Genomic DNA, 22,549 nt, shown 5'->3' with positions numbered 1-22,549 from the left:
CACCCAACTCCCCGTCTCCGCGTACTTCGACGACGACCTCCATCGCCGCGAGATGGAGCTCATCTTCCAGCATGGGCCCCGCTACCTGGGGCACGAACTCGCGGTTCCCGACATCGGTGACCACTACGCCCTGCCCCAGGAGGGCGAGGGCCGCGCACTGGTGCGCACCGCACAGGGGATCGAGCTCGTCTCCAACGTCTGCCGGCACCGCCAGGCGGTGATGCTGCGCGGGCGCGGCAACACCGGCAGCCACATCGTGTGCCCGCTGCACCGCTGGACCTACGACCTGAAGGGCCAGCTGATCGGTGCGCCGCACTTCCCGGCCGACCCCTGCCTGCACCTGAACCGCTACAAGACGCAGACCTGGAACGGCATGGTCTTCGAGGCCAACGGCCGCGACGTGACCGCCGACCTGGCCGCGCTCGGCCCGCGCGCCGACCTGGATTTCAGCGGCTACGTGCTCGACCGCGTGCACATGCACGAGTGCGACTACAACTGGAAGACCTTCATCGAGGTCTACCTGGAGGACTACCACGTCGGCCCGTTCCACCCGGGGCTGAGCCAGTTCGTCAGCTGCGACGACCTGGCCTGGGAGTTCGGCCGCCACCATTCGGTGCAGACGGTCGGCCCGAAGAACGCGCTCGCGAAGGCCGGCTCCGACACCTACCGCAAGTGGCACGACGCGGTGCTGGCGTTCCGCAGCGGCCGCTTCGACAACCCGGTGCCGGCGCACGGCGCGATCTGGCTCACCTACTACCCGAACGTGATGGTCGAGTGGTACCCGCACGTGCTGGTGGTGTCGACGCTGTACCCGAAGGGGCCGCAGAAGACGCTGAACGTCGTCGAGTTCTTCTACCCGGAAGAGATCGTGGCCTTCGAGCGCGAGTTCGTCGACGCGAACCAGGCGGCCTACCTCGAGACCTGCGTCGAGGATGACGAGATCGCGTTGCGCATGGATGCCGGCCGGCGTGCGCTGCACGAGCGCGGCGACAACGAGGTCGGCCCCTACCAGACGCCGATGGAAGACGGCATGGAGGAGTTCCATGCCTGGTACCGCAAGGCGATGAAATTGGCCGTCTGACGCGGGGCCTTGCGCGCCGGGCGAGAATCGCCCGATGCGCTCCGCCCCCGTCCTGATGATCCTCGCGTCGTTCCTGTTCGCCAGCATGGGGGTGTGCGTGAAGCTCGCCTCCGCCTACTACCCGCCGGGCGAGATCGTCTTCTACCGCGGCCTGACCGGCACGCTGCTGCTGGCGGCGCTCACGCGCTGGCGCGGCGGCACGCTGCGCACCAACGTGCCCTCGATGCACTTCTGGCGCAGCCTGACCGGCGTGTCGGCACTGTGCCTGTGGTTCTACTCAATCAGCAACCTGCCGCTGGCCACGTCGATGACGCTGAACTACATGTCGTCGGTGTGGATGACGCTGTTCCTGATCGGCGGCGCCGCGGTGCTGGGCACCGCCCGCGTCGACGGCCGGCTGATCGCGACGGTGCTGACCGGCTTCATCGGCGTCGGGCTGATCCTGCGCCCGACGATCGCCGAGAACCAGCTCTGGCACGGGCTGATCGGGCTGCTGTCGGGCGTGGTCTCGGCCACCGCCTACCTGCAGGTCTCGGCGCTCGGCAAGGCGGGCGAGCCCGAGTCGCGCATCGTCTTCTACTTCTCGCTCGGCGGCGTGCTGGCGGGCGCGCTCAGCATGCTGTGGACCGGCATGCACGCCCACACCTGGATCGGCGCCGCGCTGCTGCTGGCCGTCGGGCTGCTCGCGACCTCGGCGCAACTGCTGATGACGCGCGCCTACAGCACCGGCAAGACGCTGGTGAATGCGAGCCTGCAGTACCTGGGCATCGCGTTCTCGTTCGCGTACGGCGTGCTGGTCTTCAGCGACCCGGTGACCTGGATGGCGCTGGCCGGCATGGTGCTGATCGTCGGCGCCGGGCTCGCCGCGACGCGGCTGCGCCAGGAATCCCCGCCGCAACGCGACATCTCCGTCCTGCCCGAAAGCTGAAAGGCCTCCCGATGATCCGACCGCCGCTGATCTCCGCCGCCGAACTGCAACAGGCGCTCGCGCCATCGCAGACGCCGCCGCTGGTGCTCGACTGCAGCTTCGACCTCGCCGATGCGGCGGCCGGCGAGCGCAGCTACCGCGAAGGCCACATTCCCGGCGCGCTGTACGTGAACCTGAACGAGGAYCTGTCCGGCCCCAAGACCGGCCGCAACGGCCGCCACCCGCTCGCCGACCGCGCCGACTACGCGCGCTGGATGGGCCGGGTCGGCATCGTGCCGGGGCGCGAGGTCGTCGTGTACGACCGGCAGGCCGCGATGTACGCGGTGCGCGCCTGGTGGGTGCTGCTGTGGATGGGCCACCGGCAGGTGCGCGTGCTCGATGGCGGGCTCGCCGCATGGCAGGCCGCCGGCGGGCCGCTGTCGCAGCAGATCGCGCAGCCGCTACCGGCCACGCCGTACCCGGATGCGGCGCCGCAGCGGCCGACCATCGACGCGCAGCAGCTGCAGCAGCGCCTGGGCGACGTGCTGGTGCTGGACGCCCGCGCGCCGGAGCGCTACCGCGGCGAGGTSGAGCCGMTSGATSCGGTGGCCGGCCACATCCCCGGCGCGAAGAACCGCTTCTTCAAGGACAACCTGCAGGCAGACGGCCGTTTCAAGCCGGCCGAGCAGTTGCGCGCCGAGTTCGCCGCCGCACTCGGCGGCCGCGCGCCCACCGAGGTCGTGAACCAGTGCGGCTCGGGCGTGACCGCCTGCCACAACCTGCTGGCGATGGAAATCGCCGGCCTGCACGGCGCGGCGCTGTACCCGGGCTCGTGGAGCGAATGGTCATCCGACAGCAGCCGCCCGATGGAGAAATCTCCCCGCTCGTGAGCGGGGTTTGACCGTCATCAAGCTGCGGACTACCGTGCGGGGAACACTGGAGGCGCCAGACGGTCCCACGAGAGTTCCCACTGCAAGGAGATGACCATGTTCCATCGCATCCTGGTCCCGACCGACGGTTCGGACATCACGAAGAAGGCGACTGACACGGCCATTGCGCTGGCCAAGTCGGTCAACGCGCGGGTCTACACGGTGAGTGTCAAGGAGCCGTTCCCGTACAGCGCGATCTCGGAGATGCAGCCGACGCCGCCGCAGGAGTTCTTCGACGCACAGGAACGCATCGCGTCATCGCGGGTCAAGGCGGTGCGCGACGACTGCGTCGCGGTGGGCGTGCCCTGCGAGGCGCACACGCTGGAGGCGCTGCACCCCTGGGAGGCGATCATCGACCACGCCCGCCGCCAGGAGTGCGACCTGATCGTGATGGCCTCGCACGGCCGGCGCGGTGTCAGCGCGCTGCTGCTGGGCAGCGAGACGCAGAAGGTGCTGACGCACAGCAAGGTACCGGTGCTGGTCGTCCGCTAGTCAGTGATGATGGGCGTGGCTGGCGACGAAGATCACGATCGCCAGGCCCACGCCCAGCCACGCCAGCTGGGCCGCGGTGTCCTTGGCCGACAGCCGGTGCTGCAACTGCGGGATCAGGTCGGCCACCGCCACGTAGATGAAGCTGCTCGACGCGACCACCAGCAGGTACGGGAACAGCGCCTCCCACGGCCCGACCACCACGTAGCCGACCACGCCGCCGACCACCGCGGCCATGCCCGACATCGCGTTGTAGAGCAGCGCCTTGCGGCGTGACAGCCCGGCATTCAGCAGCACGATGTAGTCGCCGACTTCCTGCGGGATCTCGTGCGCGATGATCGCCAGCGCCGTGAACATGCCCAGCCGCGTGTCGGTCAGGAAGGCGGCCGCGATGATGATGCCGTCGCAGAAGTTGTGGATGCTGTCGCCGAGCAGCACCGTCCAGCCGCCACGGCCGGCCTGGTGCTTGTCGAACCCGTGGTGGTGGTGGTGCTCGTCGCCTTCATGGTGATGGCCGTGGCGGTACAGCTCCGCCTTCTCGAGCAGGAAGAAGAACAGCAGCCCGGCCAGCAGCGTCATGAACAGGCTTTGCGGGCTGGCCTTGCTCTCGAAGGCCTCGGGCAGGATGTTCAGCAGCGCGGTGCCCAGCAGCACGCCGGCCGACAGGCTCACCAGGTGGTGGACGATGCGGCCCAGCACGTTGATCGTCAGGCTGGCAGCGAGCAGCACCGACAGCAGCCCGCCGGCAAAGGTCGCGAGCACGATGTAGAGAAGGGTCATGGGACTCGATCAAACACTCGATCAAACAAAAGCCGCGCGATGTGCGCGGCTTGGGCAAAAGCAGACAGGGCCGTTCAGGCGACGCCGTGCGCCTTGAACCAGTCGAGGCAGCGCCGCCAGCCGTCCTGGGCGGCCTCGGGGCGGTAGCTCGGCCGGTAGTCGGCGTGGAACGCGTGCGGCGCGTCGGGGTAGAGCACGATCTCGGAGGCCCGAGCTGCGGCATTGCCCGCGTCCAAGGCTGATTTCATCTTATCAACCGTGTCAAGCGGGATGCTGGTGTCGGCCGCGCCGTACAGGCCGAGCACCGGGCCGTGCAGCCGGCCGGCGATGTCGACCGGGCGGCGCGGCTGCAGCTCGGTGGCCGGCGTCGCGAGCTTGCCGTACCACGCGACGCCCGCCTTCACCGCCGCGTTGTGCGCATCGAACAGCCAGGTGACGCGCCCGCCCCAGCAGAAGCCGGTGACGCCCAGCCGCGACACGTCGCCGCCCTGCGTCGCGGCCCAGCTGACGGTGGCGTCCAGGTCGTTCAGCACCTGCGCATCGGGCACCTGGCTGATCAGCTCGGAGACCAGCAGGCTGGTGTCGGTGTAGGCCTTCGCGTCGCCCTGGCGCACGAACAGCTCGGGCGCGATCGCAAGGTAGCCCTGCTTCGCGAAGCGCCGCGCCACGTCGGCAATGTGCTCGTGCACGCCGAAGATCTCGCTGACCACGACGATCACCGGCAGCCCGCTGCCACCGGCCGGCATCGCGCAGTACGCGGGCATCGGGAACCCGCCGACCGGGATCTCCACCGGCCCGGCGGCCAGGCCGTGGGCATCGGTGGCGATGGCGTGGGCGGTGATCGGCTGCACCGATGCGGCATAGCCCTGGCCTGCGGTGATGAGCATGGCGATCCCCCTGGACGATGCGTGTGAGTGGGCGCGATTCTATTTTCTCGATGCAGTCCCTGGCCGCGACGAGGTCTGCGTGCAAACCAAGTGAGAATCGCGCGATGACCAGCCGATTCCCCGACCACCTTGCGGCCATCGACATGGGCTCGAACAGTTTCCGCCTGGAGATCGGCGAACTCAGCCCCGGCCGCTACAAGCGCATCGATTACCTGAAGGAGACCGTCCGCCTCGGCGCCGGCCTCGACAAGTCGGGCCTGCTGACCGAAGACGCGACGCTGCGCGGCCTGGCCTGCCTGGGCCGCTTCGCGCAGCGCCTGCGCGGCTATGCGCCGGGCCAGGTGCGCGCGGTGGCGACGCAGACGCTGCGCGAGGCGCGCAACCGCGATGCCTTCCTGCTGCGCGCCCAGGAGGTGCTGGGCCATCCGATCGAGGTGATCTCCGGCCGTGAGGAAGCGCGTCTGATCTATGCCGGCGTCGCCCGGTTGCAGCCGTCGGATGAGCCGCGGCTGGTGATCGACATCGGCGGGCGCTCGACCGAGATGATCCTCGGCCAGGGCCGCACGCCGCTGCGCGCCGAGTCGTTCCAGGTCGGCAGCGTCAGCCTGTCGATGCGCTACTTCGCCGACGGGCGCTTCAGCGAGGCCGCGTTCCGCGCCGCGCAGGTGGCCRCCGGCGCCGAGCTCGAAGAAGCGCTGTCGCCGTTCGCGCCGCAGCACTGGCGCGAGGCGCTGGGCTCGTCGGGCACGGCCGGCGCGGTGTCGCAGCTGCTGCAGGCGAGCGGCATCACCGACGGCGCGATCACGCCCGATGGCCTGCGCTGGTGCATCGAGCAGTGCCTGAAGGCCGGCCGCATCGACAAGCTGAGCCTGCCCGGGCTGAAGGAAGACCGCCGCGCGGTGATCGCCGGCGGCCTGGCGATCCTGTACACGCTCGCGACGCACTTCGGCATCCAGCTGCTGCAGCCGGCGCGCGGCGCGCTGCGCCAGGGCGTGATCTTCGACCTGGACGAGCGGCTGCATGCCGAATCGCGCGACCGCGATGGTCACGACATGCGCGATGCCTCGGTGGTGGAGATGCAGCGGCGCTTCGAGGTCGACACCACGCAGGCCTGGCGCGTCGCGAGCGTGGCCGATGCGCTGCATGCGAGCGTGGCGCCCGAGCGCAGCCCGATCCAGGCGCGCGAGCTGCGCTGGGCCTGTGCGCTGCACGAGATGGGCATGATGATCTCGCACCACGACCACCACCGGCACAGCGCCTACGTTCTGGGCAATGTCGATGCGGCGGGCTTCTCGCAATCGCAGCAACGCCGGCTCGCGGAGCTGGTGCTGGCGCAGCGCGGCGGCCTGCGCAAGGTGGAGCCGCAGCTCGCGAACACCGATTTCGCGGCGCAGGCGCTGTGCCTGCGGCTGGCGATCATCAAGTGCCATGCGCGCGGCCCGGTCGACCCGACCGCGCTGCAGCTGCAGCTGAGCGGCCGGCAGGCCACGCTCGGCTTCAGCGAGGGCTGGGCGCAGACGCACCCGCGCACGCTGTTCCTGCTGAACGAGGAAGTGGAGGCGTGGCAGCGCAGCAACCTGTTGAAGCTGGCGCTGAAGCCGAAGTGAACACGGGGGCAGCCCTCACCCGAAGCGCCCCTGCAGGAACCACCCCTCCCCCTCGGACTGCGCCGACAGCGGCAGCCGCGCGCGGTAGATCCACACCAGCGCGCCATCGGGCAGCTGCGCGATGAAGTAGTCGCGCTCGACCGCGTCGCCATCCCACCAGCCGGCCTCGATGCGTTCCGGCCCGGCCAGCAACTGCAGCAGGTGGCCGTCGAGCATCGGCTGCGACTGCTTCTGCGGCAAGGGCATCGCCAGCGGCAGCAGCCACACCGGCCGCGCCTGGGCGCCAGGCCTGGGCAGTTCGGCGCGGCGCGACGATGGCGGGCCGTCGAGCGCCGCCGCGCACACCCGGCTGGCGCGCTCCGGGCGGTGGTCCTGCACCGGCAGCACGCGCTGCACCCGCTCGCGGCCGAGCCGCGCCTGCAGCCGCTCGAGCAGGCGCGTGAGCCCTTCGTGCTCGCTGCGCGGCGTCGGGAACAGCTCTGCGTTCGGCGGCGGCTGGCGCGCGATGTCGCTGGCGCGCAGCACGAGCTCCAGCGTCGGCGCCGGCAAGGCCAACTGCGCGAGCCGCTCGCGCAGCAGCGCCATCAGGTGCTTCGCATCGCGCGACGGCTCGGCCAGCGCGATCTCCAGCGTCGTGTGCTGCGGCGTCCGGTCATCGCGCCGCCAGCGCGGCTCGTGCTTCATCTGCAGGCTGAAACGGCGCACGAAGGCATGCTGCGCCGCGAGCCACGCCACCAGCCGCGACAGCAGCACCTGCACGCCGTGCATCACCTGCTCGGTGGTGTCGGCCCGCGCGAACAGCTCGAGCGCGCTGTCGAAACTCGCCGGCAGCGCGATCGACATGCGCGGATCGGGGCGCCGGCCGAGCGCGCCGTCGAGCTCGGTCAGCAGCGCCTCGCCGAAGCGCCGCGCCAGCCCGGCGCGCGGCAGGCTGCGCAGGTCGCCCAGCGTGTTCAGCCCCATGCCCTGCAGCGCCTCCCAGTGCTCGCGGCCCGGGCCGAGCAGCCAGACCGGTGCGGCATCGAGCGCGCGCTGCAGCGCGGCGGCATCGGCGCAATGCAGGCCGTCGGCGACGCGCGCCAGCAGCGCCGAGCCCTGCGCCGTCGGCGTGCTGACGCAGTGCAGTGCATGGCCGAGCGGCTGCAGCGCCTCGCGCAGCCGCTGCAGCAGTGCCTCGAGTCCACCGAAATAGCGCAGGCTGGCCTCGACCTCCAGCAACACGCCCTGCGGCGGGCTGAAGCTGACCGCCGGCGTGAACGCCAGCGCCGCGTGCGCGACGCTCGTGAGCGCCTGCCGGTCACGCAGCGCATCGGCCTGGCCGATCAGCAGCTGCGGCGCGAGCGCCAGCGCAGTCGCCCGCTTCAGCCCCGGCTTGACGCCCAGCGCCTGCGCGCCCGCATTGGCATGGGCGATGCTGTGCGCCTCGACCAGCGCGACGGGCGGCTCGCTGCCACCGCTGCCCGCCGGGAGCGTCGCCAGGAAGGATTCCAGCGACAGCAGCGGCAGGTGAAGACCGATCCAGAGCATCGCGTGCCCATGTGCAGCAGGTGCCGGATCAGGCGAGGTTGACGAAGGTCGCGGCGCGCAGCGGCGGCACGGCGGCCGCGGCCTGGACCGTCTGCGCCGCCAGCTCGCGCGCCTTGCGCGTGGCGCTGGCGGACAGCACCGGCGGCAGCTCGAGCCGCAGTTCATGGGCGAGCGGCGGGCCGCGGCGCTTCAGCACGCGCACGCTCAAGACATCGGCCCCGCCGGCCCGCAGCGCGAGGCGCAGCGGCGCCGGGCTGGCCTGCTGCTGCACCGCCATCTCGCGCAACACGAAGGCCGGGCCGTCGTGCGCATGGGCGGCCACCTGCAAGCGGCGCAGCCGCTCGGCGCGCAGGCGCGGCGGCAACCACGCGAGCACCGCACCGACATGTCCGCTGTGCAGTGCCTGCTCCAGCGCCCACAGCCGCGCATCGACACCGGCTTCGTGCGGCCGGCCGTCGACACCGGGGATGCCCTGCGTGCCGGTGTCGATCACCAGCAGCTGCTCGGCATCCAGCCCCATCTGCATCAGCGCCCAGGCCGACAGCGCCGCCGGTGGGTCGAACAGCATCACCAGCCGCCCGGCCCGCTGCGTGGCGGCAAGACATGGGGCCAGCAGGCGGATCTCGCCAAGGCCCGGGTGCGGCAGCAGCAGCTCGCTGAGCGCGCGCCGCGGCCAGCCGCCGCCGGGCAGTTGGGCATCGAGCACCGCGAAGCCGCTGGGCAGCGCGCGCTCGACGCTGCGCCCCATCTGGTTGCCACGCCACACGCTGGTGTGCAGCCGCTCGGGCAGCGGCGCGCGAGCGTGAGGGGCGAAGTGAGTGGTGGCGGAAGGCATGTGAACTACTGTATGCACATCCAGTATATCGATCCACTTGAAAACGGGGTCATGGCGTTACAAGTCTGTTCAAAAGAGCCTTTGGCACATTTATAGTTGCTTTTGGCAATTGATTACGGCAGCATGCCGGGCATGTCTTCTTCTGACCCGAACGATCGCGTGGTCGCGGTGCGCGCCTTCAACCGCTTCTACACGCACCGCATCGGCGTGCTGCACGAAGGCCTGGTCGACAGCGGCTTCACGCTGACCGAATCGCGGCTGCTGTGGGAGTTCGCGCACCAGGCGCAGCCGACGGCCGGCGAACTCGCGCGCTCGCTGGACCTCGACCCCGGCTACCTGAGCCGCTTGCTGCGCGGCCTGCGCGAGCGCGGGCTGATCGAGGCGACGCCGTCGGCCAGCGATGCGCGGCAATCGCACCTGTCGCTCACCGCGGCCGGCCGCGCCGCGTTCGCGCCGCTCGACAGCGGCTCGCAGCAGCAGGTGCAGGCGCTGCTCGCGGCGCTGGACGAGCCGTCGCAGCAGCAACTGCTGCAGGCGATGGGCACGCTGCAGCGCCTGCTCGACGACGACCCGGCGCGCCGCACGCGCGAGCCCTACCTGCTGCGACCGCACCGCCCGGGCGACATCGGCTGGGTGATCGCGCGCCATGGCGCGCTGTATGCGCAGGAGTACCGCTGGGACATCGGCTTCGAGGCGCTGGTGGCGCGCATCGCCGCCGCCTTCATCGAACGCTTCGACCCCGCGCGCGAAGCCTGCTGGATCGCCGAGCGCGACGGCGCGAACGTCGGCTGCGTGTTCCTCGTGCAGGCGCGCGACGAGGCGACGCAGGCGGTGCAGGACGGCGTGGCCCAACTGCGCATGCTGCTGGTCGAGCCGTCGGCGCGCGGGCTGGGCCTGGGGCGCCGGCTGGTGCAGGAGTGCGAGCGCTYCGCGCGCCAGGCCGGCTACCGCCGCATCACGCTGTGGACCAATGCCAACCTGCTGGCTGCGCGCGGCATCTACGCAGCAGCAGGCTACCGGCTGGTCGCGACCGAACCCCACCACAGCTTCGGGCACGATCTGGTCGGAGAAACCTGGAACCTCGACCTCACATGACCTGCCCCTGCGGCCTGCCCCACCCCTACGCAGACTGCTGCGGCCGCTACCACGCCGGCCCGCTGCACCTGCTGGCGCCCGATGCGCCGTCGCTGATGCGATCGCGCTACAGCGCCTTCGTCCACGGATTGACCGACTACCTGCTGGCGACCTGGYACCACAGCACCCGCCCGGCCACGCTGGAGCCCGATCCGCCGGGGCTGCGCTGGCTGGGGCTGGAAGTGCGAGGGCAGGCACAGCAGGACGCCGACCATGCAACGGTGGAGTTCGTCGCACGCAGCAAGCTCGGCGGCCGCGCGCAGCGGCTGCACGAGACGAGCCGCTTCGTGCGCGAGGACGGCCGCTGGTTCTACGTCGACGGGGACTACTGAGCCTGCTGAAAGATCAGGCAAATTCCTGGCGCACGCTGGCCGACATCAGCCGGCGGATGATCCACCCGAGCAGCCCGCAGGCGCCGAGCGTCACCAGCACCGCCATCACGCGGGCCGCGGTGACGAAGCCGCCGAACACGCCGAGCGCCTTGGGCGGCAGCGTCGCGGTGCTCAGCGTGCTGTCGACCACCGACTGCATCACCTCCTGCTGCAGCCACAGGCCGAGCAGGTTCGCGACGATCGCCAGCAGCAGCAGCGCGATGAAGGTGCGGCGCGCCCAGTTCAGGCGCAGCAGCAGGCCGACGGCCGACACCAGCGTGGCCAGCGACATCACGAGCCCCGCATTGACCACCCACGGCAGGTGCGCGATCAGCAGCCCGAACAGGCCGCTGACCTGCAGGCCCTCGCTGCTGAAGCCGCCCGACACCAGCATCGCGTTCTGCAGCAGCGCCGAGGCACAGGCCAGCGCGCCGATCAGCATGAACACCCACGCGGTGGCGGTGACGAAAATCGAACGGGCTCCGACAGTGATGGTGGTGGGCATGGCACTTCCTCGACAGCGTCGATTGTCCGGAACGCGGGCGGCCTTGTCATGACCGCGGCACGCGCCCCCCCAGGATCGAGGGGACGATGCGCCATCATCTGTGCACATCGCGCCACAAGGTGTCAGCCGATGTATCCGTCGCAGGCCGTCAGCCGAAACGCAGCGCGTACACCGGCGGCAGTTGCGCCGGCAGCGCCGCCCACCGGTCGCCGCCGTCGTCGCTGCTCCACACATGGCCGGTCGTGCTGCCCATCAGCAGGCTGCGGCCGTCGGGCGACACATCGAGCCCGTGGCGGTACAGCAGGTCGTAGCAGTGCCGCTGCGGCAGCCCGTGGCGCAAGGTCTCGAAGCTCGCGCCGCCGTCGCGCGTGCGGTTGACCACCAGCGCCCCGCCGACCGGCACGCGCTGCTGGTCGGCGACGCCCGGCACGAACCAGGCCGTCTGCGCATCGCCGGGATGCACCGCGACCGCGAAGCCGAAGTCCGACAACGGCGCACCCGTCACCTGCTGCCACGAGGCCGATGCGTCGGTCGAGCGCCAAATGCCGTTGTGGTGCTGGGTCCACAGCACCTGCGGCTGCGCGGCGCAGCGCACGATGCGGTGCGGATCCTGCGTGTTCGGCGAGCCGGCCTGCTCCGGCGGCATGTAGGCGGCGTGCATGCCGTCGGCCTGCAGCTGCCAGCTCGCGCCGTCGTCGTGCGTGACCCAGGCGCCGCCGCAGCTGATGCCCAGCACCAGGTCGCCGGCGCGCTGGGGATGCGGGCAGATCGAATGGATGCCGGGCACGTCGTAGCCGCCGCCGAACCATTCGGCGCGCTCCGGCCGCTGCCACAGCGAATCGACCAGTTGCCATGAATCGCCGCCATCGCCGCTGCGGAACAGCCCGCCCGGCAGCGTGCCCAGCCACAGCGTGCCGTGGTCGCGCTCCAGCGACCACACCTGCACCACCTTCCATGGCACGCCGGTCGCGTCGGCCGGCTGGGGCGGGAAAGCCGGTGCCGCCACTTCGTGCCAGCTGGCACCCTGGTCATCCGACGCATGCAGCTTGACGCCGAAATGCCCCAGGTTCAGCGCCGCGAGCATGCGGCCGTCCGGGCCGGGCGGCAGCAGCATCGACACCGGCTCGCCGAGGAAGCTGGCGCGGGCGATGTCCCACGCGCCGCCGCGGCTGCGCTTCAGTTCGAACAGGCCCTTGCGGGTTCCGGCCCAGGCACGATCCTGCATCTGCAACTCCTCGAGGTTCAACCGCCGGACAGCGCCTGCATCACGTGGACCCGGCTGTCCGGCCCCAACGCATCGGCCAGCGCGACGCGGTCTGCGCTGCGCACGCCGTCGACGAAGGCGACCACGTTCGGCCGCAGGTGGCCCTGCTCGTCGAGCACGTAGCCGCGCAGGCGCGGGTGCACGGCGAACACCGCGTCGAGCGCATCGCGCAGGCTCGCCGCGTCGACGTCGAGCTCGGGCGTCTCGATGAAGCGGCGCAGCTGCTGCGTGAACACGACGTGGGCCATGGGCGCCGATGATGCACGCCGCGGCCAGCCGCGACAATCCACCGGATGAATTACGGACCCTTCTACGCCGCCCTCGCCTTCGCCCTGTGGGGCATCTTTCCGCTGTTCTTCCGCCGGCTGGCCATGCTGCCGGCCGGCGAGGTGCTCGCGCACCGCATCGTCTGGTCCCTCGTCTTCGTGCTGATCGTGCTGGGCGTGCGCCGCCAGTGGGGCTGGCTGCGGCCGCTGCTGCGCCAGCCGCGCGTGCTGGGCGCGTTCGCCGCGAGTGCGCTGCTGCTGGCGGTGAACTGGCTGACCTACATCTGGTCGGTCAACAACGGCCACGTGATCGACGCGAGCCTCGGCTACTTCATCACGCCGCTCGTCAACGTGCTGCTCGGCTACACGGTGCTGCATGAACGGCCGCGCCGCGGCCAGTGGGTGGCGCTCGCGCTGGCGACGGCCGGCGTGGTGTGGCTCAYGGTACAGGCCGGCCAGCTGCCGTGGATCGCGCTGGTGCTGGCCGCGAGCTTCGGCAGCTACGGCCTGCTGCGCAAGGTGGCGGTGCTCGGCCCGCTGGAGGGGCTGACGCTGGAGGCGATGCTGCTGGCGCCGCTGGCCATCGCCGCGCTGCTGTTCTGGCAGGCGCAGGGCACCGGGCAGTTCCCGTTGCCCGACACCGCGACCAACCYGTGGCTGCTGGCCGCCGGGCCGATCACCGCGGTGCCGCTGCTGCTGTTCGCCGCCGGCGCGCGCCGCATCTCGATGACGACGCTCGGGCTGATGCAGTACATCGGCCCGACGATCCAGTTCGGGCTCGGCGTGTGGTTGTTCGGCGAACCGTTCGGCGGCGCGCGGCTGGCGGGCTTCGGCTTCATCTGGGGGGCGCTGGCGGTGTACAGCGTGGAAGGGTGGTGGGCGGTGCGCAGCCGGCAGGGTTGATGCGTGGAACTTGCGGGGCGCGACGTGCCACACAGGGACATGCACGCCTCGCAAAAACGTCTGCGCTCCCTCTCCTTTCGGGATGAGGCGCCCCCCATCAAACGCTCTCGCCCTGCCGAGCGTCGCACCGATCTCTCCCGCCTGCTCGCCAGGCAGCAAGGCGACGTGTCGTGGAAACTGACTGACGACAAGGGTCGGCACTCGGGCTCCGATTTCGGCACGCTGGCAAACACGATCGATGACCCGTCTTCGGTGCAGGAACTTCGGTTGGACTGGGACGACGGAAACGCCGGGATGACAAGCCCCCCGATGTTGGAAGAATTGAAGGCCTTCAGCAGGCTGAGGTCGCTGTCGCTCCAACTTGAAACCGAAAATGACCCGGACGTTGCCGACGCATTGGCCGGCAGCCTGCGCTGCATGCCACACCTCGAGCAGCTCAGCCTGGGCGGCTTCGTCAGCGAGGAGGCCTTCTCCCCCGTGACGACCGCGCTGCCTGCAGGGCTGCAGAAACTCAAGCTGTACCACAGTGCGCCCGAAGCGCTCGCATGCCTGGTAGAGCACCTGTGCACCACGCCGCTGCCACATCTGGAGTGCCTGCATCTGCAATGCCACGAGCAATTGCACGATGAGCTCGACCTGAAACTGTGGGTGCAGCTGGCCGAGGCCCTGCGCAAGTGGATCCCATCGGCCCACTCGCTCTGCGAGCTGAGCTATCCGGCCGAGGTTCGGTGGGCTTTCGCTGCCTATCCGCTGCGTTGCACGCTGGCGAAGAGTCCATCGCTGTACGCCTTGACCTTTTCGCCGGATTTCCAAAACCAACGGTTCGAGGATGTCGACAACAATCTCGCGCTGGTGAGGAAGCGGCTCGACAAGAACCTCGCCCGGCTGCTCGCCCATCCCTGCAAGTTCTTCGATCCGGTCTGCGACGCCTTCATGGGTCATGTCCTCAAGACAGGTGACCTGGCTCCCAATGACATCGCGCGGCATGTCCAGGCATTCGTGATGGGCGACAACACACCGCGGGATCGCCGGCGCGCCATGGCGCTGTTGTTCGTCTGCAAGGCGTTCTGCAAGGTCGTTGATGGCCGGAAGGCCGTCGTCCAGCTCCTGCGYGGCCAGGCAGACGCAAGGCCTGTCATCGCACAGCAGTACGGCATCGTCACCGATCGGACGGTCCGTCGTCTGCACAGCGAACTGATGAGAGTCTGAGCCACCCGGTACAGCGGGTTGCAGCTGGTCACAACCCGGCGGCGTTTCCGCGGCAGGGCGCGGTCAGAATGGAAACGATTCCACCGGACTTTCCATCATGAACCGTCGACTCCACCTGGCCTTGCTGTCGTTGAGCGTTGTCATGTCCGCTTGCGGCGGCGGCTCGGACGACGAATCGTCTCCGCCGGTGTCGGGCACGCCTCCGGCACCTGCACCCGCGCCTTCGCCGGCCCCCGCGCCCGCTCCTGCACCGTCTCCCGCACCAGCGCCGGCCCCTGCACCAGCGCCCTCTCCAGCACCGGCCCCCGCTCCTGCGCCAGCCCCGGCCCCTGCGCCCGCACCTGCCCCAGCGCCCGCCCCCGCGCCGGCCCCGTCATCGACCGACCTGACCGATGCCCGCAAGAAGGACATCGCGATGCAGATCGTCTCCAGCGCCGAGAACTCGTCGCTGAACTGGAAGGCGCAGTACGCCTACATCCAGGACATCAACGACGGCCGCGGCTACACCGGCGGCATCATCGGCTTCTGCTCGGGCACCAGCGACATGCTGGAAGTGGTGCAGGACTACACCCGGCGCTCGCCGGACAACGTGCTGGCCAAGTACATCCCGGCGCTGAAGAATGTGAACGGCAGCGATTCGCACGCCGGCCTGGACCCGACCTACACCGCCGACTGGAAGACCGCCGCCGCCGACGTGGTGTTCCAGCAATCGCAGGACAGCGTGCGCGACGACACCTACTTCAACCCGGCCGTCAGCCAGGCCAGGACCGACGGCCTGCGCGCACTCGGCCAGTTCGCCTACTACGACGCGATCGTGATGCACGGCCCGGGCAACAGCGGCGTCAGCTTCGGCGGCATCCGCAAGGCGGCGATGGCCAAGGCCAGGACTCCCGCGCAGGGTGGCGACGAGACGACCTACCTGAACGCCTTCCTCGATGCCCGCGTGGCCGCGATGAAGACCGAGGAGGCCCACAGCGACACGACGCGCGTCGACACCGCGCAGCGCGTATGGCTGAAGGCCGGCAACTTCGACCTGAACACGCCGCTGAACTGGAAGGTCTACGGCGACAGCTTCAGCATCAAGTAGCACCTGGAACAATGCCTGAAAAGCCGAGCGGCGCCGTCGCCTGCCGGCGGCGTGGCAACATCGTTGCCCGATGCGCCCGTTGTCTTTCCGCCGCTGGTACCGCCCGGCCGCCCTCGTGGCTGGCCTGGCCCTGCTGCTCGGCCTGCAGCTTGGCTGCGCGACGCTCGACGAGCGCCAGCGCGCCTGGATCTTCCAGCCCGGCGACCGCGTCTGGTACGGCGGGGCGTCGGCCGCCCAGGGCATGGACGACGCCTGGATCGACTACCGCTCCAGCGCCGCCGAATCGCGCGGCCAGGCGGTCCGCCTGCATGGCCTGTGGCTGCCGCAGGACGATGCCGCGGCGCCGGTCCTGCTCTACCTGCACGGCGCCCGCTTCGACGTGCGCACCAGCGCATTGCGGATGCGGCGCATGCATGAACTGGGTTTCTCGGTGCTCGCGATCGACTACCGCGGCTTCGGCCGCAGCAGCCCCGGCCTGCCGTCGCAGGAGCTGGCCGCCGAGGATGCCCATGCCGCCTGGGACTGGCTGGCGCGGCAACGTCCGCAGGCGCGCCGCTTCATCTTCGGACACTCGCTGGGCGGCGCGATCGCGGTGCAGCTCGCCGCCGAGGTGCGCGACGAGGCCGGCCTGATCGTCGAGGGCAGCTTCACGTCGATCCCCGACGTGGTGTCGACCTTCCGCTGGGGCTGGCTGCCGGTCGGGCCGCTGATCACGCAGCGCTTCGACGCCGCCTCGCGCATCGCCGAGGTCGGCTCTCCGGTGCTGGTGGTGCACGGCAGCGACGACACGCTGATCCGGCCGGCGCTCGGCCGCGCGCTGTTCGAGCGGGCGCGCGAGCCGAAGCGCTTCCTGCTGGTCGACGGGGCCTCGCACCACAGCACCAACGACCTGGGACAGCCGCAGTACCGCGAGGCGGTGGCCGAGCTGTTCGGCATCGGCAGGCCGCCGCACTGACGGGACACCTGTCTGGAACCCCGGCAGGGTGGATGTGCCACTCACCGGCATGTCCACTTGGCGTCGTCGCCCCGCCCACCATGAAACGCGTGCGCTCTGCCTCCGACCCGCGGCCCCAGGGGTTTGCCGACAGAAGCCTGCCCCTCGAAAAGGAACTGGTACGACGCGGCGCGATCGACAGGCATCTGCAGACCCATCAAGCCATCGTGGACCTGAGCGGCCACCAGCCTTCCGCGACCTTTGTTCAGACCTGGAAAGGCCCCGGCTGCATCGAGCTCCTCCAGGAATGCAACAGCCAGGACTGGGTGGCCAATTTCGGGCACATCGCCACGCTGTTCGGCATGACCGCGCTGACTGACGAGATCACAGGCCCCAGCCCCGAGCTGATCGCTCACTTGCTCGTCTACTGCCCGCAGATCGTCGACATGACGCTCGATGGATTCTTCGCCGATCGCGAACAGATTCCCGAGCTGAAAGCGGCGTTGTCGAACACGAGCCACCTGCGCAGCTTCCACTTCGCACCGGAGGACGTGGACCCCGGCATCGGCCTGTGCATCGTGCGCGGACTGCGCTCACACCATCACCTGACATCGTGGCGCCACTGGACCGACGACGACCCGGGCGCCATCGTCCCCGCGTTGGCGCGGACCCTGTCCGGCATGCAGAACCTGCAATGCCTGGATCTGTGCATCGACGAGTCATGGAACGCCGACCACTTCGAACGGATCGCGTGCCAGCTCGTGCACATGCCGGCCCTGCAGGACCTCAGGCTCTCGCTGGCGGCGGGCTGCCTCCATCTTTCGAGCTTCTTCCAGGCAGCAGCGGTAGCAGGCGGAGCCTTGCCTCTGGCAAGCCTGAGGCTGGACATCGCCCGCACAACCGCCGCCACGACCCGCAACACCGCGGCCGCGTTGATCCAGGCGATCGCCTCGTTGCCGAGGTTGATGTCACTGTGCGTGTCCTACCACGTGTTCCTGGCGATGGACCCGCAGGAACTGAGCCGTGCCATCAGACGGAATGGCGCCTTCGACACCCTCACGTTCCTGGACGCCCACGGCAGGAATCGCCTGGCCGAGATCCCCGACGACCTGGCCGCCGCACTGCGCGCCAACCGCAACCGCTTCGACCTCGCACCAGTCGGCATGATGGGCCCGGCCTGCAGCGCATTCGTCAATGTCGTCCTGGCCCAGCGCCAGCTCGGACCCGTGTCGGACATCGGCACCGTGGTCGCCGGTCATCTGGTGGGCCGGGCCGCCGCCCCCGATCTGCGCGACTGCCATGGCGTGCTGCGCGTGTCCAGGAAGATCTGGAAGGCCGCGCGCGACACGCGGCGGCAGGCCATGCTGCACCTGATGAAAGCCCCCTCGACCTGCGAACGACAGGCGCTGGAAAGGCTTCGCTGGATCAAACTGGGCCAGATATTCGACATCGTCAGCCTGGAGGAAGCAGCCCAACTGGCCGACTTGCACAGCCATTGGCTGCTGCAAGACCCTGCAGCCCTTCACTTTCAGTGAAACCCGCGGCCTAGCGCAGATCCCCCGCCAGCGACGCCAGCGTCTCCGGGCCGATCGCCACATGCGCCGGGTAGTTCGTGTGGTCGCAACCCAGCTTGCAGGCCGCCCCGGCGCGCAGCGCCTCGCGTGCGGCGGGCGGAAACTCGAAGCGCAGGAAATGCACCGCCGAGGTCTTCTCGTCGGTCTCGCGGTCGAGGTCTTCGTCGGCGATCGCGTAGACGCGCGGGTGGCCCTCGACCTCGACGAACATGCGGTCCTCGATGCCGATCAGCCGCGCCAGTTCGCGGCGGCGCTCGTGCACGTCGGGGTACTCGATCAGCATCGTCGCCTTCCAGTTGCCGCCGTCGGGCAGCAGCGGCGCGTAGGCCTCGATCTCGCCCTGGATGCCGGCTTCGTCGAAGATCTTCTCGATGTGCAGCATCTCCTGGATCTGGCGGCGGATCGTCTGCTCGTCCTCGAACTGCACGGTGACGTGCTCGCCCAGCGCCACCGAGCGCCGCCGCCGGTGCGCGATGAAGCCGGCCCGCTGCGCGGTGCGTATCTTCGCGTAGGCCTCCAGCGTCAGCAGGCTGTCCTTCGTGATCATCTCGATCGCTCCCTCAGAGTCCGTAGGCGATGCGCACCAGGCTCAGCGGGTGCGCAAGCTTCGACGCCGGCGCGCCTTGCTGCGCCATGCCCTGCGCGATGTGGTGCCCGGCCAGCGCGCAATCGGAGCTGATGTAGTCCGGCTCGTTCATCGCCATCGCCTTGAACACCGGCCGGCCGATCTTCATCGCGACCGGGTGGTACGGCGTCTTCACGCCATAGGTGCCGGCATGCCCGGAGCAGCGCTCCACCGTGTTGAGCTGCACCGATACCCGCTGACCGATCAGCTTCAGCACCTCCTCGGTCTTCCTGCCGATCTTCTGCACCCGGCCGTGGCAGGGAATGTGGTAACTCACCTTGCCGAGCGGCTGCTTGAAGTCGGTCTTCAGCAGGCCGTCCTTGTGGCGCGCCATCAGGTACTCGAACGGGTCGAACATCGCCTCCTGCACGCGCTTCACGTCCGCGTCGTCGGGGAACATCAGCGGCAGCTCCTGCTTGAACATCAGCGTGCAGCTCGGGATCGCGCTCAGGATCGCGAAACCCTCCTTCGCGTAGCGCGCGAGCACCGGCACGTTGGCCTCCTTGTGCTTCGCCACCGCATCGAGGTCGCCGAGCTCCAGCTTCGGCATGCCGCAGCACGACTCCTTCTCGACGATCTCGTACGGGATGTCGTTGTGCGCCAGCACCTTCAGCAGGTCATGGCCGATGCCGGGCTCGTTGTAGTTGACGTAGCAGGTCGCGAAGATCGCCACCTTGCCGGGCGTGCGCTCGCCGTTCGTCACCGCCACGGCTGCCCCTTGCTTCTTCGCGCTCCAGCGGAAGCGGCTCGCGGCGAGATCGGGCAGCCAGGCCTCGGGGTGCACGTGCAGCGTGGCGTCGAGCAGCTTGCGCATCGGCTTCGTGCGGTTCAGCGCATTCGCCACCTGCACCACCACCGGGATGCCGGCGAACTGGCCGTGCACGTCGGTCGACGCGAGGAAGCGCTCGCCGGCGCCGACCTCGCCCTTCTTGAACTTGATCGCCTTGGCACGCAGCATCGTGTGCGGGAAGTCCAGGTTCCACGGGTGCGGCGGAACATACGGGCACTTCGTCATGTAGCAGAGGTCGCACAGGTAGCACTGGTCGACCACCTTCCAGTAGTCCGGCTTCGCGACGCCGTCGACCTCGCCGGTCGAACTCCCGTCGACCAGGTCGAACAGCGTCGGGAACGACTGGCACAGGCTCACGCAGCGCCTGCAGCCATGGCAGATGTCGAAGACGCGCTCCATCTCATGGAGGCACGCCCCCTCGTCGTAGAACGAGGGGTTCTTCCAGTCGACCGGATGGCGTGTGGGCGCTTCGAGGTTCCCTTCGCGGGTCATGCTGTTGTCAATCGACCAGCGCGTCCAGTGCCTTTTGATATCGGTTCGCGTGTGAGCGCTCGGCCTTGGCCAGCGTCTCGAACCAGTCGGCGATCTCGTCGAAGCCTTCGGTGCGCGCCTGGCGTGCCATGCCCGGGTACATGTCGGTGTACTCGTGCGTCTCGCCGGCCACCGCGGCCAGCAGGTTCTGCCGGCTCGAGCCGATCGGCAGCCCGGTCGCCRGGTCGCCCACGGCCTCCAGGAACTCGAGGTGGCCGTGCGCATGGCCGGTCTCGCCCTCGGCCGTGGAGCGGAACAGCGCCGCCACGTCGTTCTGCCCTTCGATGTCGGCCTTGTTCGCGAAGTAGAGGTAGCGGCGGTTGGCCTGCGACTCGCCGGCAAACGCATCCTTCAGGTTCTGCTCGGTCTTCGATCCTTTCAATCCCATGGCGCTCTCCAGCTAGTGAATGAAGTGGACCGGYGAACCGTAGCGCGACCGCCGGCGCGCGGCAAATACAAAGCTTCAATGCAGTGCATAGCAGACGGCTATGTTTTCTGCGGGTAAACGAGCAAGGAAAAATCGCGAGGAAGGAAAATCGCCGAACCGGTCATCCCAGCCCGAGCAGCTGGCGCGCCAGGTGGTTGAGCCGCCCGCCCGGCGACGCCAGGTCGTGCAGCACGGTGAAGTGGTTGGCGCCGGGGATGCGCTCGCACACCGGCACCGCGCGCTCGCCCCAGGCGATGCGGATCGCGTCGTTCTGCAGCAGGAATTCCTCGCTCTCGTCACCCCCGACGACAGCGCACAGCACGCCGTTCGGTGCCGGCATCGCCACCGGGCTCAGCTTCGCGGCCAGCGCCGGCGTGAGCCGCAGGTCGTCCGCGAGGAAGGGCGCGCGCCGCACCGGCTCCAGGTCGAACACGCCGCTGACCGCCAACGCGCCGCGCACCAGGTGCGGCGGCAGGTCGATTCCCACCTGGGGCCATTCGCAGTTCAGCAGCATCGCCGCCAGGTGGCCGCCGGCCGAGTGCCCGGCCACGATGATGCGCAGCGGGTCGCCGCCGTACAGCGCCGCGTTGCGCCACACCCAGGCCAGCGCCTTGACCATCTGCAGCGCGATGGAATCGACGCCCACCGGCGCCCCCCGCGCGCCGGGGCACAGCGCGTAGTTCGGCACCACCACCATGGCGCCGGCATGCACGAAGGTCGGCGCGAGGAAGGAATGCTGGGATTTGTCCAGCGAGCGCCACCAGCCGCCGTGGATGAACACCAGCACCGGGGCGCCGGCGCGTGCGGCCGGGAAGATGTCGAGCGTCTCGTTCGGCCCGTCGCCGTACGGCACGTCGATGCGCCGCGACAGCCCGTCGCGCGACAGCGCCGACGYGCGCGCCCACCGCTCGAAGATCGCCGGGTGCTCCGGATGGCGGGCCCGGTTGTCGTATTGCCGGTCGAGGCGGTCAGGATCGAATCGGGCCATGCAGTCTCCGCGGTGCCGGCGCAGGGGTGCCGGATGGGGGCGTTTCTAACCCGCCCGCCGCCGCAGGGCAAGCCGGCGCAGGTCACCGATCGAAACCGGCGCGGCGGCGGCGCCACGGCAGAATGCGCCATCGCTACGAGGCCCGCATGCACGCACGCCCCCCTTGCCCTTCCCGCGGATTCACGCTGATCGAGCTGATGGTCGTGGTGGCCGTCATCGCCATCCTCGCCACGCTGGCCATGCCCAGCATGCAGGGCCGGCTGGTGCGCGGGCAGCTGGTCGATGCGGTCAAGCTGGCCGACATCGCCAAGGCGCCGGTGGCCGCTGCCTGGAGCACCACCAAGACGCTGCCGCTGGACAACGCCGCCGCCGGGCTGCCGGCGAGCGACAAGATCGTCAGCACGCTGGTGAGTTCGGTGGCGGTCGAATCGGGCGCGATCCAGATCACCTTCGGCAACCAGGCCAACGGCGCGATCCGCGGCAAGACGCTGACGCTGCGTCCGGCCGTCGTCGAAGACGCACCGGTCGTGCCGGTCTCGTGGGTCTGCGGCCATGCGCCGGTGCCGGCCAAGATGACGGTCAAGGGCCTCGACAAGACCGATGTGCCGACCAACTTCCTGCCGGTGAACTGCCGCTGAGCGCATCGCCCCAAGCTGGCACGAAGATCGCTTCCATGCCCTCGCCTGGCCGGAAATCCCGCGCCGGGCGGTCGTCCCCGCGGTTTCGGGGCGATCCGGAAACATGGAGTTCACATGATTGACAAACAACGTCACCGTTCCCCGGCCCCGCACGGCTTCCTGCCGAACTGGGTGTTGGTCGTGCTCGCGACCGGCGCGATGGCCCTGGTCGGCTTCGCCCACTCGTTCGTCTGATCGATTCAGCCCCCGAAGTCCTGGTTC

The 22,549-nt window shown here is 69.7% G+C and carries 24 protein-coding genes; 13 read left to right on the top strand and 11 right to left on the bottom strand.

Annotation, left to right across the window (positions count from 1 at the left end):
* The 4 genes from AC1D12_RS04130 to AC1D12_RS04115 form a co-directional block, all read left to right on the top strand.
* Nucleotides 1-1,081, top strand: a 1,081-nt coding sequence (locus tag AC1D12_RS04130) for an aromatic ring-hydroxylating oxygenase subunit alpha (protein WP_477838998.1), incomplete at its 5' end; no start/stop codon positions are given.
* Nucleotides 1,082-1,115: 34 nt separating this feature from the next.
* Nucleotides 1,116-2,009 carry a DMT family transporter gene (locus AC1D12_RS04125; protein ID WP_465111236.1) on the top strand — a complete coding sequence of 298 codons (894 nt, stop codon included), beginning with the start codon at nt 1,116-1,118 and terminating at the stop codon, nt 2,007-2,009.
* 11 nt (nt 2,010-2,020) lie between these two features.
* Entirely contained in the window at nt 2,021-2,878 is an 858-nt protein-coding gene (locus AC1D12_RS04120; protein WP_477838996.1) for a sulfurtransferase, read from the top strand.
* A 96-nt stretch (nt 2,879-2,974) separates the two neighbouring features.
* Nucleotides 2,975-3,409, top strand: a complete 435-nt coding sequence (locus tag AC1D12_RS04115; protein WP_465111234.1) for a universal stress protein — start codon at nt 2,975-2,977, stop codon at nt 3,407-3,409.
* On the opposite strand, the gene AC1D12_RS04110 is transcribed toward AC1D12_RS04115, so the two are convergent.
* Both AC1D12_RS04110 and AC1D12_RS04105 read right to left on the bottom strand, forming a co-directional pair.
* Nucleotides 3,410-4,186 (bottom strand): ZIP family metal transporter, encoded by a 777-nt coding sequence (locus AC1D12_RS04110; RefSeq protein WP_073468540.1) that lies wholly within the window; start codon nt 4,184-4,186, stop codon nt 3,410-3,412.
* A gap of 74 nt (nt 4,187-4,260) precedes the next feature.
* Nucleotides 4,261-5,073, bottom strand: coding sequence for a dienelactone hydrolase family protein (locus tag AC1D12_RS04105; RefSeq protein ID WP_477838993.1), 813 nt, complete (start codon nt 5,071-5,073; stop codon nt 4,261-4,263).
* Nucleotides 5,074-5,177: 104 nt separating this feature from the next.
* On the opposite strand from AC1D12_RS04105, the gene AC1D12_RS04100 reads away from it, so the two are divergent.
* Nucleotides 5,178-6,680, top strand: a complete 1,503-nt coding sequence (locus AC1D12_RS04100) for a Ppx/GppA phosphatase family protein (protein ID WP_477838991.1) — start codon at nt 5,178-5,180, stop codon at nt 6,678-6,680.
* A gap of 15 nt (nt 6,681-6,695) precedes the next feature.
* On the opposite strand, the gene AC1D12_RS04095 is transcribed toward AC1D12_RS04100, so the two are convergent.
* Nucleotides 6,696-8,207 (bottom strand): Y-family DNA polymerase, encoded by a 1,512-nt coding sequence (locus tag AC1D12_RS04095; RefSeq protein WP_465111230.1) that lies wholly within the window; start codon nt 8,205-8,207, stop codon nt 6,696-6,698.
* Between the two features lie 28 nt (nt 8,208-8,235).
* A complete protein-coding gene (imuA, locus tag AC1D12_RS04090) occupies nt 8,236-9,042 on the bottom strand; it encodes a translesion DNA synthesis-associated protein ImuA (protein ID WP_477838989.1) in 807 nt (268 codons plus the stop codon).
* Nucleotides 9,043-9,174: 132 nt separating this feature from the next.
* Here imuA and AC1D12_RS04085 point away from each other — a divergent pair, with 132 nt between their 5' ends.
* Nucleotides 9,175-10,137, top strand: a complete 963-nt coding sequence (locus tag AC1D12_RS04085; protein WP_477838988.1) for a bifunctional helix-turn-helix transcriptional regulator/GNAT family N-acetyltransferase — start codon at nt 9,175-9,177, stop codon at nt 10,135-10,137.
* A complete protein-coding gene (locus AC1D12_RS04080; protein ID WP_477838986.1) occupies nt 10,134-10,508 on the top strand; it encodes a YchJ family protein in 375 nt (124 codons plus the stop codon). The genes AC1D12_RS04085 and AC1D12_RS04080 overlap by 4 nt, the downstream gene beginning before the upstream one ends.
* Before the next feature lie 13 nt (nt 10,509-10,521).
* Here AC1D12_RS04080 and AC1D12_RS04075 read toward each other — a convergent pair whose 3' ends face one another.
* From AC1D12_RS04075 to AC1D12_RS04065, 3 genes are all read right to left on the bottom strand, one after another.
* Nucleotides 10,522-11,052 carry a hypothetical protein gene (locus AC1D12_RS04075; protein WP_465111226.1) on the bottom strand — a complete coding sequence of 177 codons (531 nt, stop codon included), beginning with the start codon at nt 11,050-11,052 and terminating at the stop codon, nt 10,522-10,524.
* 148 nt (nt 11,053-11,200) lie between these two features.
* Nucleotides 11,201-12,277, bottom strand: coding sequence for a WD40/YVTN/BNR-like repeat-containing protein (locus AC1D12_RS04070; RefSeq protein ID WP_477838984.1), 1,077 nt, complete (start codon nt 12,275-12,277; stop codon nt 11,201-11,203).
* 17 nt (nt 12,278-12,294) lie between these two features.
* Complete coding sequence (locus AC1D12_RS04065) at nt 12,295-12,564, bottom strand: MoaD/ThiS family protein (RefSeq protein ID WP_477838982.1); 270 nt, start codon at nt 12,562-12,564, stop codon at nt 12,295-12,297.
* 45 nt (nt 12,565-12,609) lie between these two features.
* Here AC1D12_RS04065 and rarD point away from each other — a divergent pair, with 45 nt between their 5' ends.
* From rarD to AC1D12_RS04040, 5 genes are all read left to right on the top strand, one after another.
* Nucleotides 12,610-13,485 carry an EamA family transporter RarD gene (rarD, locus tag AC1D12_RS04060; protein ID WP_477838980.1) on the top strand — a complete coding sequence of 292 codons (876 nt, stop codon included), beginning with the start codon at nt 12,610-12,612 and terminating at the stop codon, nt 13,483-13,485.
* A gap of 39 nt (nt 13,486-13,524) precedes the next feature.
* The gene (locus AC1D12_RS04055; protein ID WP_477838978.1) at nt 13,525-14,694 is read left to right on the top strand and encodes a hypothetical protein; all 1,170 of its coding nucleotides are present in this window, start codon (nt 13,525-13,527) and stop codon (nt 14,692-14,694) included.
* A 415-nt stretch (nt 14,695-15,109) separates the two neighbouring features.
* Nucleotides 15,110-15,781, top strand: a complete 672-nt coding sequence (locus AC1D12_RS04050) for a chitosanase (RefSeq protein WP_477838976.1) — start codon at nt 15,110-15,112, stop codon at nt 15,779-15,781.
* A gap of 70 nt (nt 15,782-15,851) precedes the next feature.
* A complete protein-coding gene (locus AC1D12_RS04045; protein ID WP_477838975.1) occupies nt 15,852-16,736 on the top strand; it encodes an alpha/beta hydrolase in 885 nt (294 codons plus the stop codon).
* A gap of 80 nt (nt 16,737-16,816) precedes the next feature.
* On the top strand, nt 16,817-18,250 hold the full coding sequence (locus tag AC1D12_RS04040; protein WP_477838973.1) for a hypothetical protein: 1,434 nt from the start codon (nt 16,817-16,819) through the stop codon (nt 18,248-18,250).
* Nucleotides 18,251-18,260: 10 nt separating this feature from the next.
* Here AC1D12_RS04040 and AC1D12_RS04035 read toward each other — a convergent pair whose 3' ends face one another.
* The 4 genes from AC1D12_RS04035 to AC1D12_RS04020 all read right to left on the bottom strand — a co-directional run bounded on the left by AC1D12_RS04035 (nt 18,261) and on the right by AC1D12_RS04020 (nt 21,650).
* Entirely contained in the window at nt 18,261-18,836 is a 576-nt protein-coding gene (locus tag AC1D12_RS04035; protein WP_477827185.1) for a DUF3501 family protein, read from the bottom strand.
* A 13-nt stretch (nt 18,837-18,849) separates the two neighbouring features.
* On the bottom strand, nt 18,850-20,196 hold the full coding sequence (locus AC1D12_RS04030) for a (Fe-S)-binding protein (RefSeq protein WP_477827184.1): 1,347 nt from the start codon (nt 20,194-20,196) through the stop codon (nt 18,850-18,852).
* Nucleotides 20,197-20,203: 7 nt separating this feature from the next.
* Nucleotides 20,204-20,623, bottom strand: a complete 420-nt coding sequence (locus AC1D12_RS04025) for a rubrerythrin family protein (protein ID WP_477838971.1) — start codon at nt 20,621-20,623, stop codon at nt 20,204-20,206.
* 160 nt (nt 20,624-20,783) lie between these two features.
* On the bottom strand, nt 20,784-21,650 hold the full coding sequence (locus tag AC1D12_RS04020; RefSeq protein ID WP_477838969.1) for an alpha/beta hydrolase: 867 nt from the start codon (nt 21,648-21,650) through the stop codon (nt 20,784-20,786).
* 146 nt (nt 21,651-21,796) lie between these two features.
* Here AC1D12_RS04020 and AC1D12_RS04015 point away from each other — a divergent pair, with 146 nt between their 5' ends.
* Nucleotides 21,797-22,288 carry a pilin gene (locus tag AC1D12_RS04015; protein ID WP_052212915.1) on the top strand — a complete coding sequence of 164 codons (492 nt, stop codon included), beginning with the start codon at nt 21,797-21,799 and terminating at the stop codon, nt 22,286-22,288.
* The last annotated feature ends 261 nt before the right edge of the window (nt 22,289-22,549 follow it).

This window comes from Rhizobacter sp. P1_G5 (genome assembly GCF_056405435.1).
The sequence above is the reverse complement of the archived record's forward strand: the minus strand, read 5'-3'. Positions and strand labels throughout refer to the sequence as shown.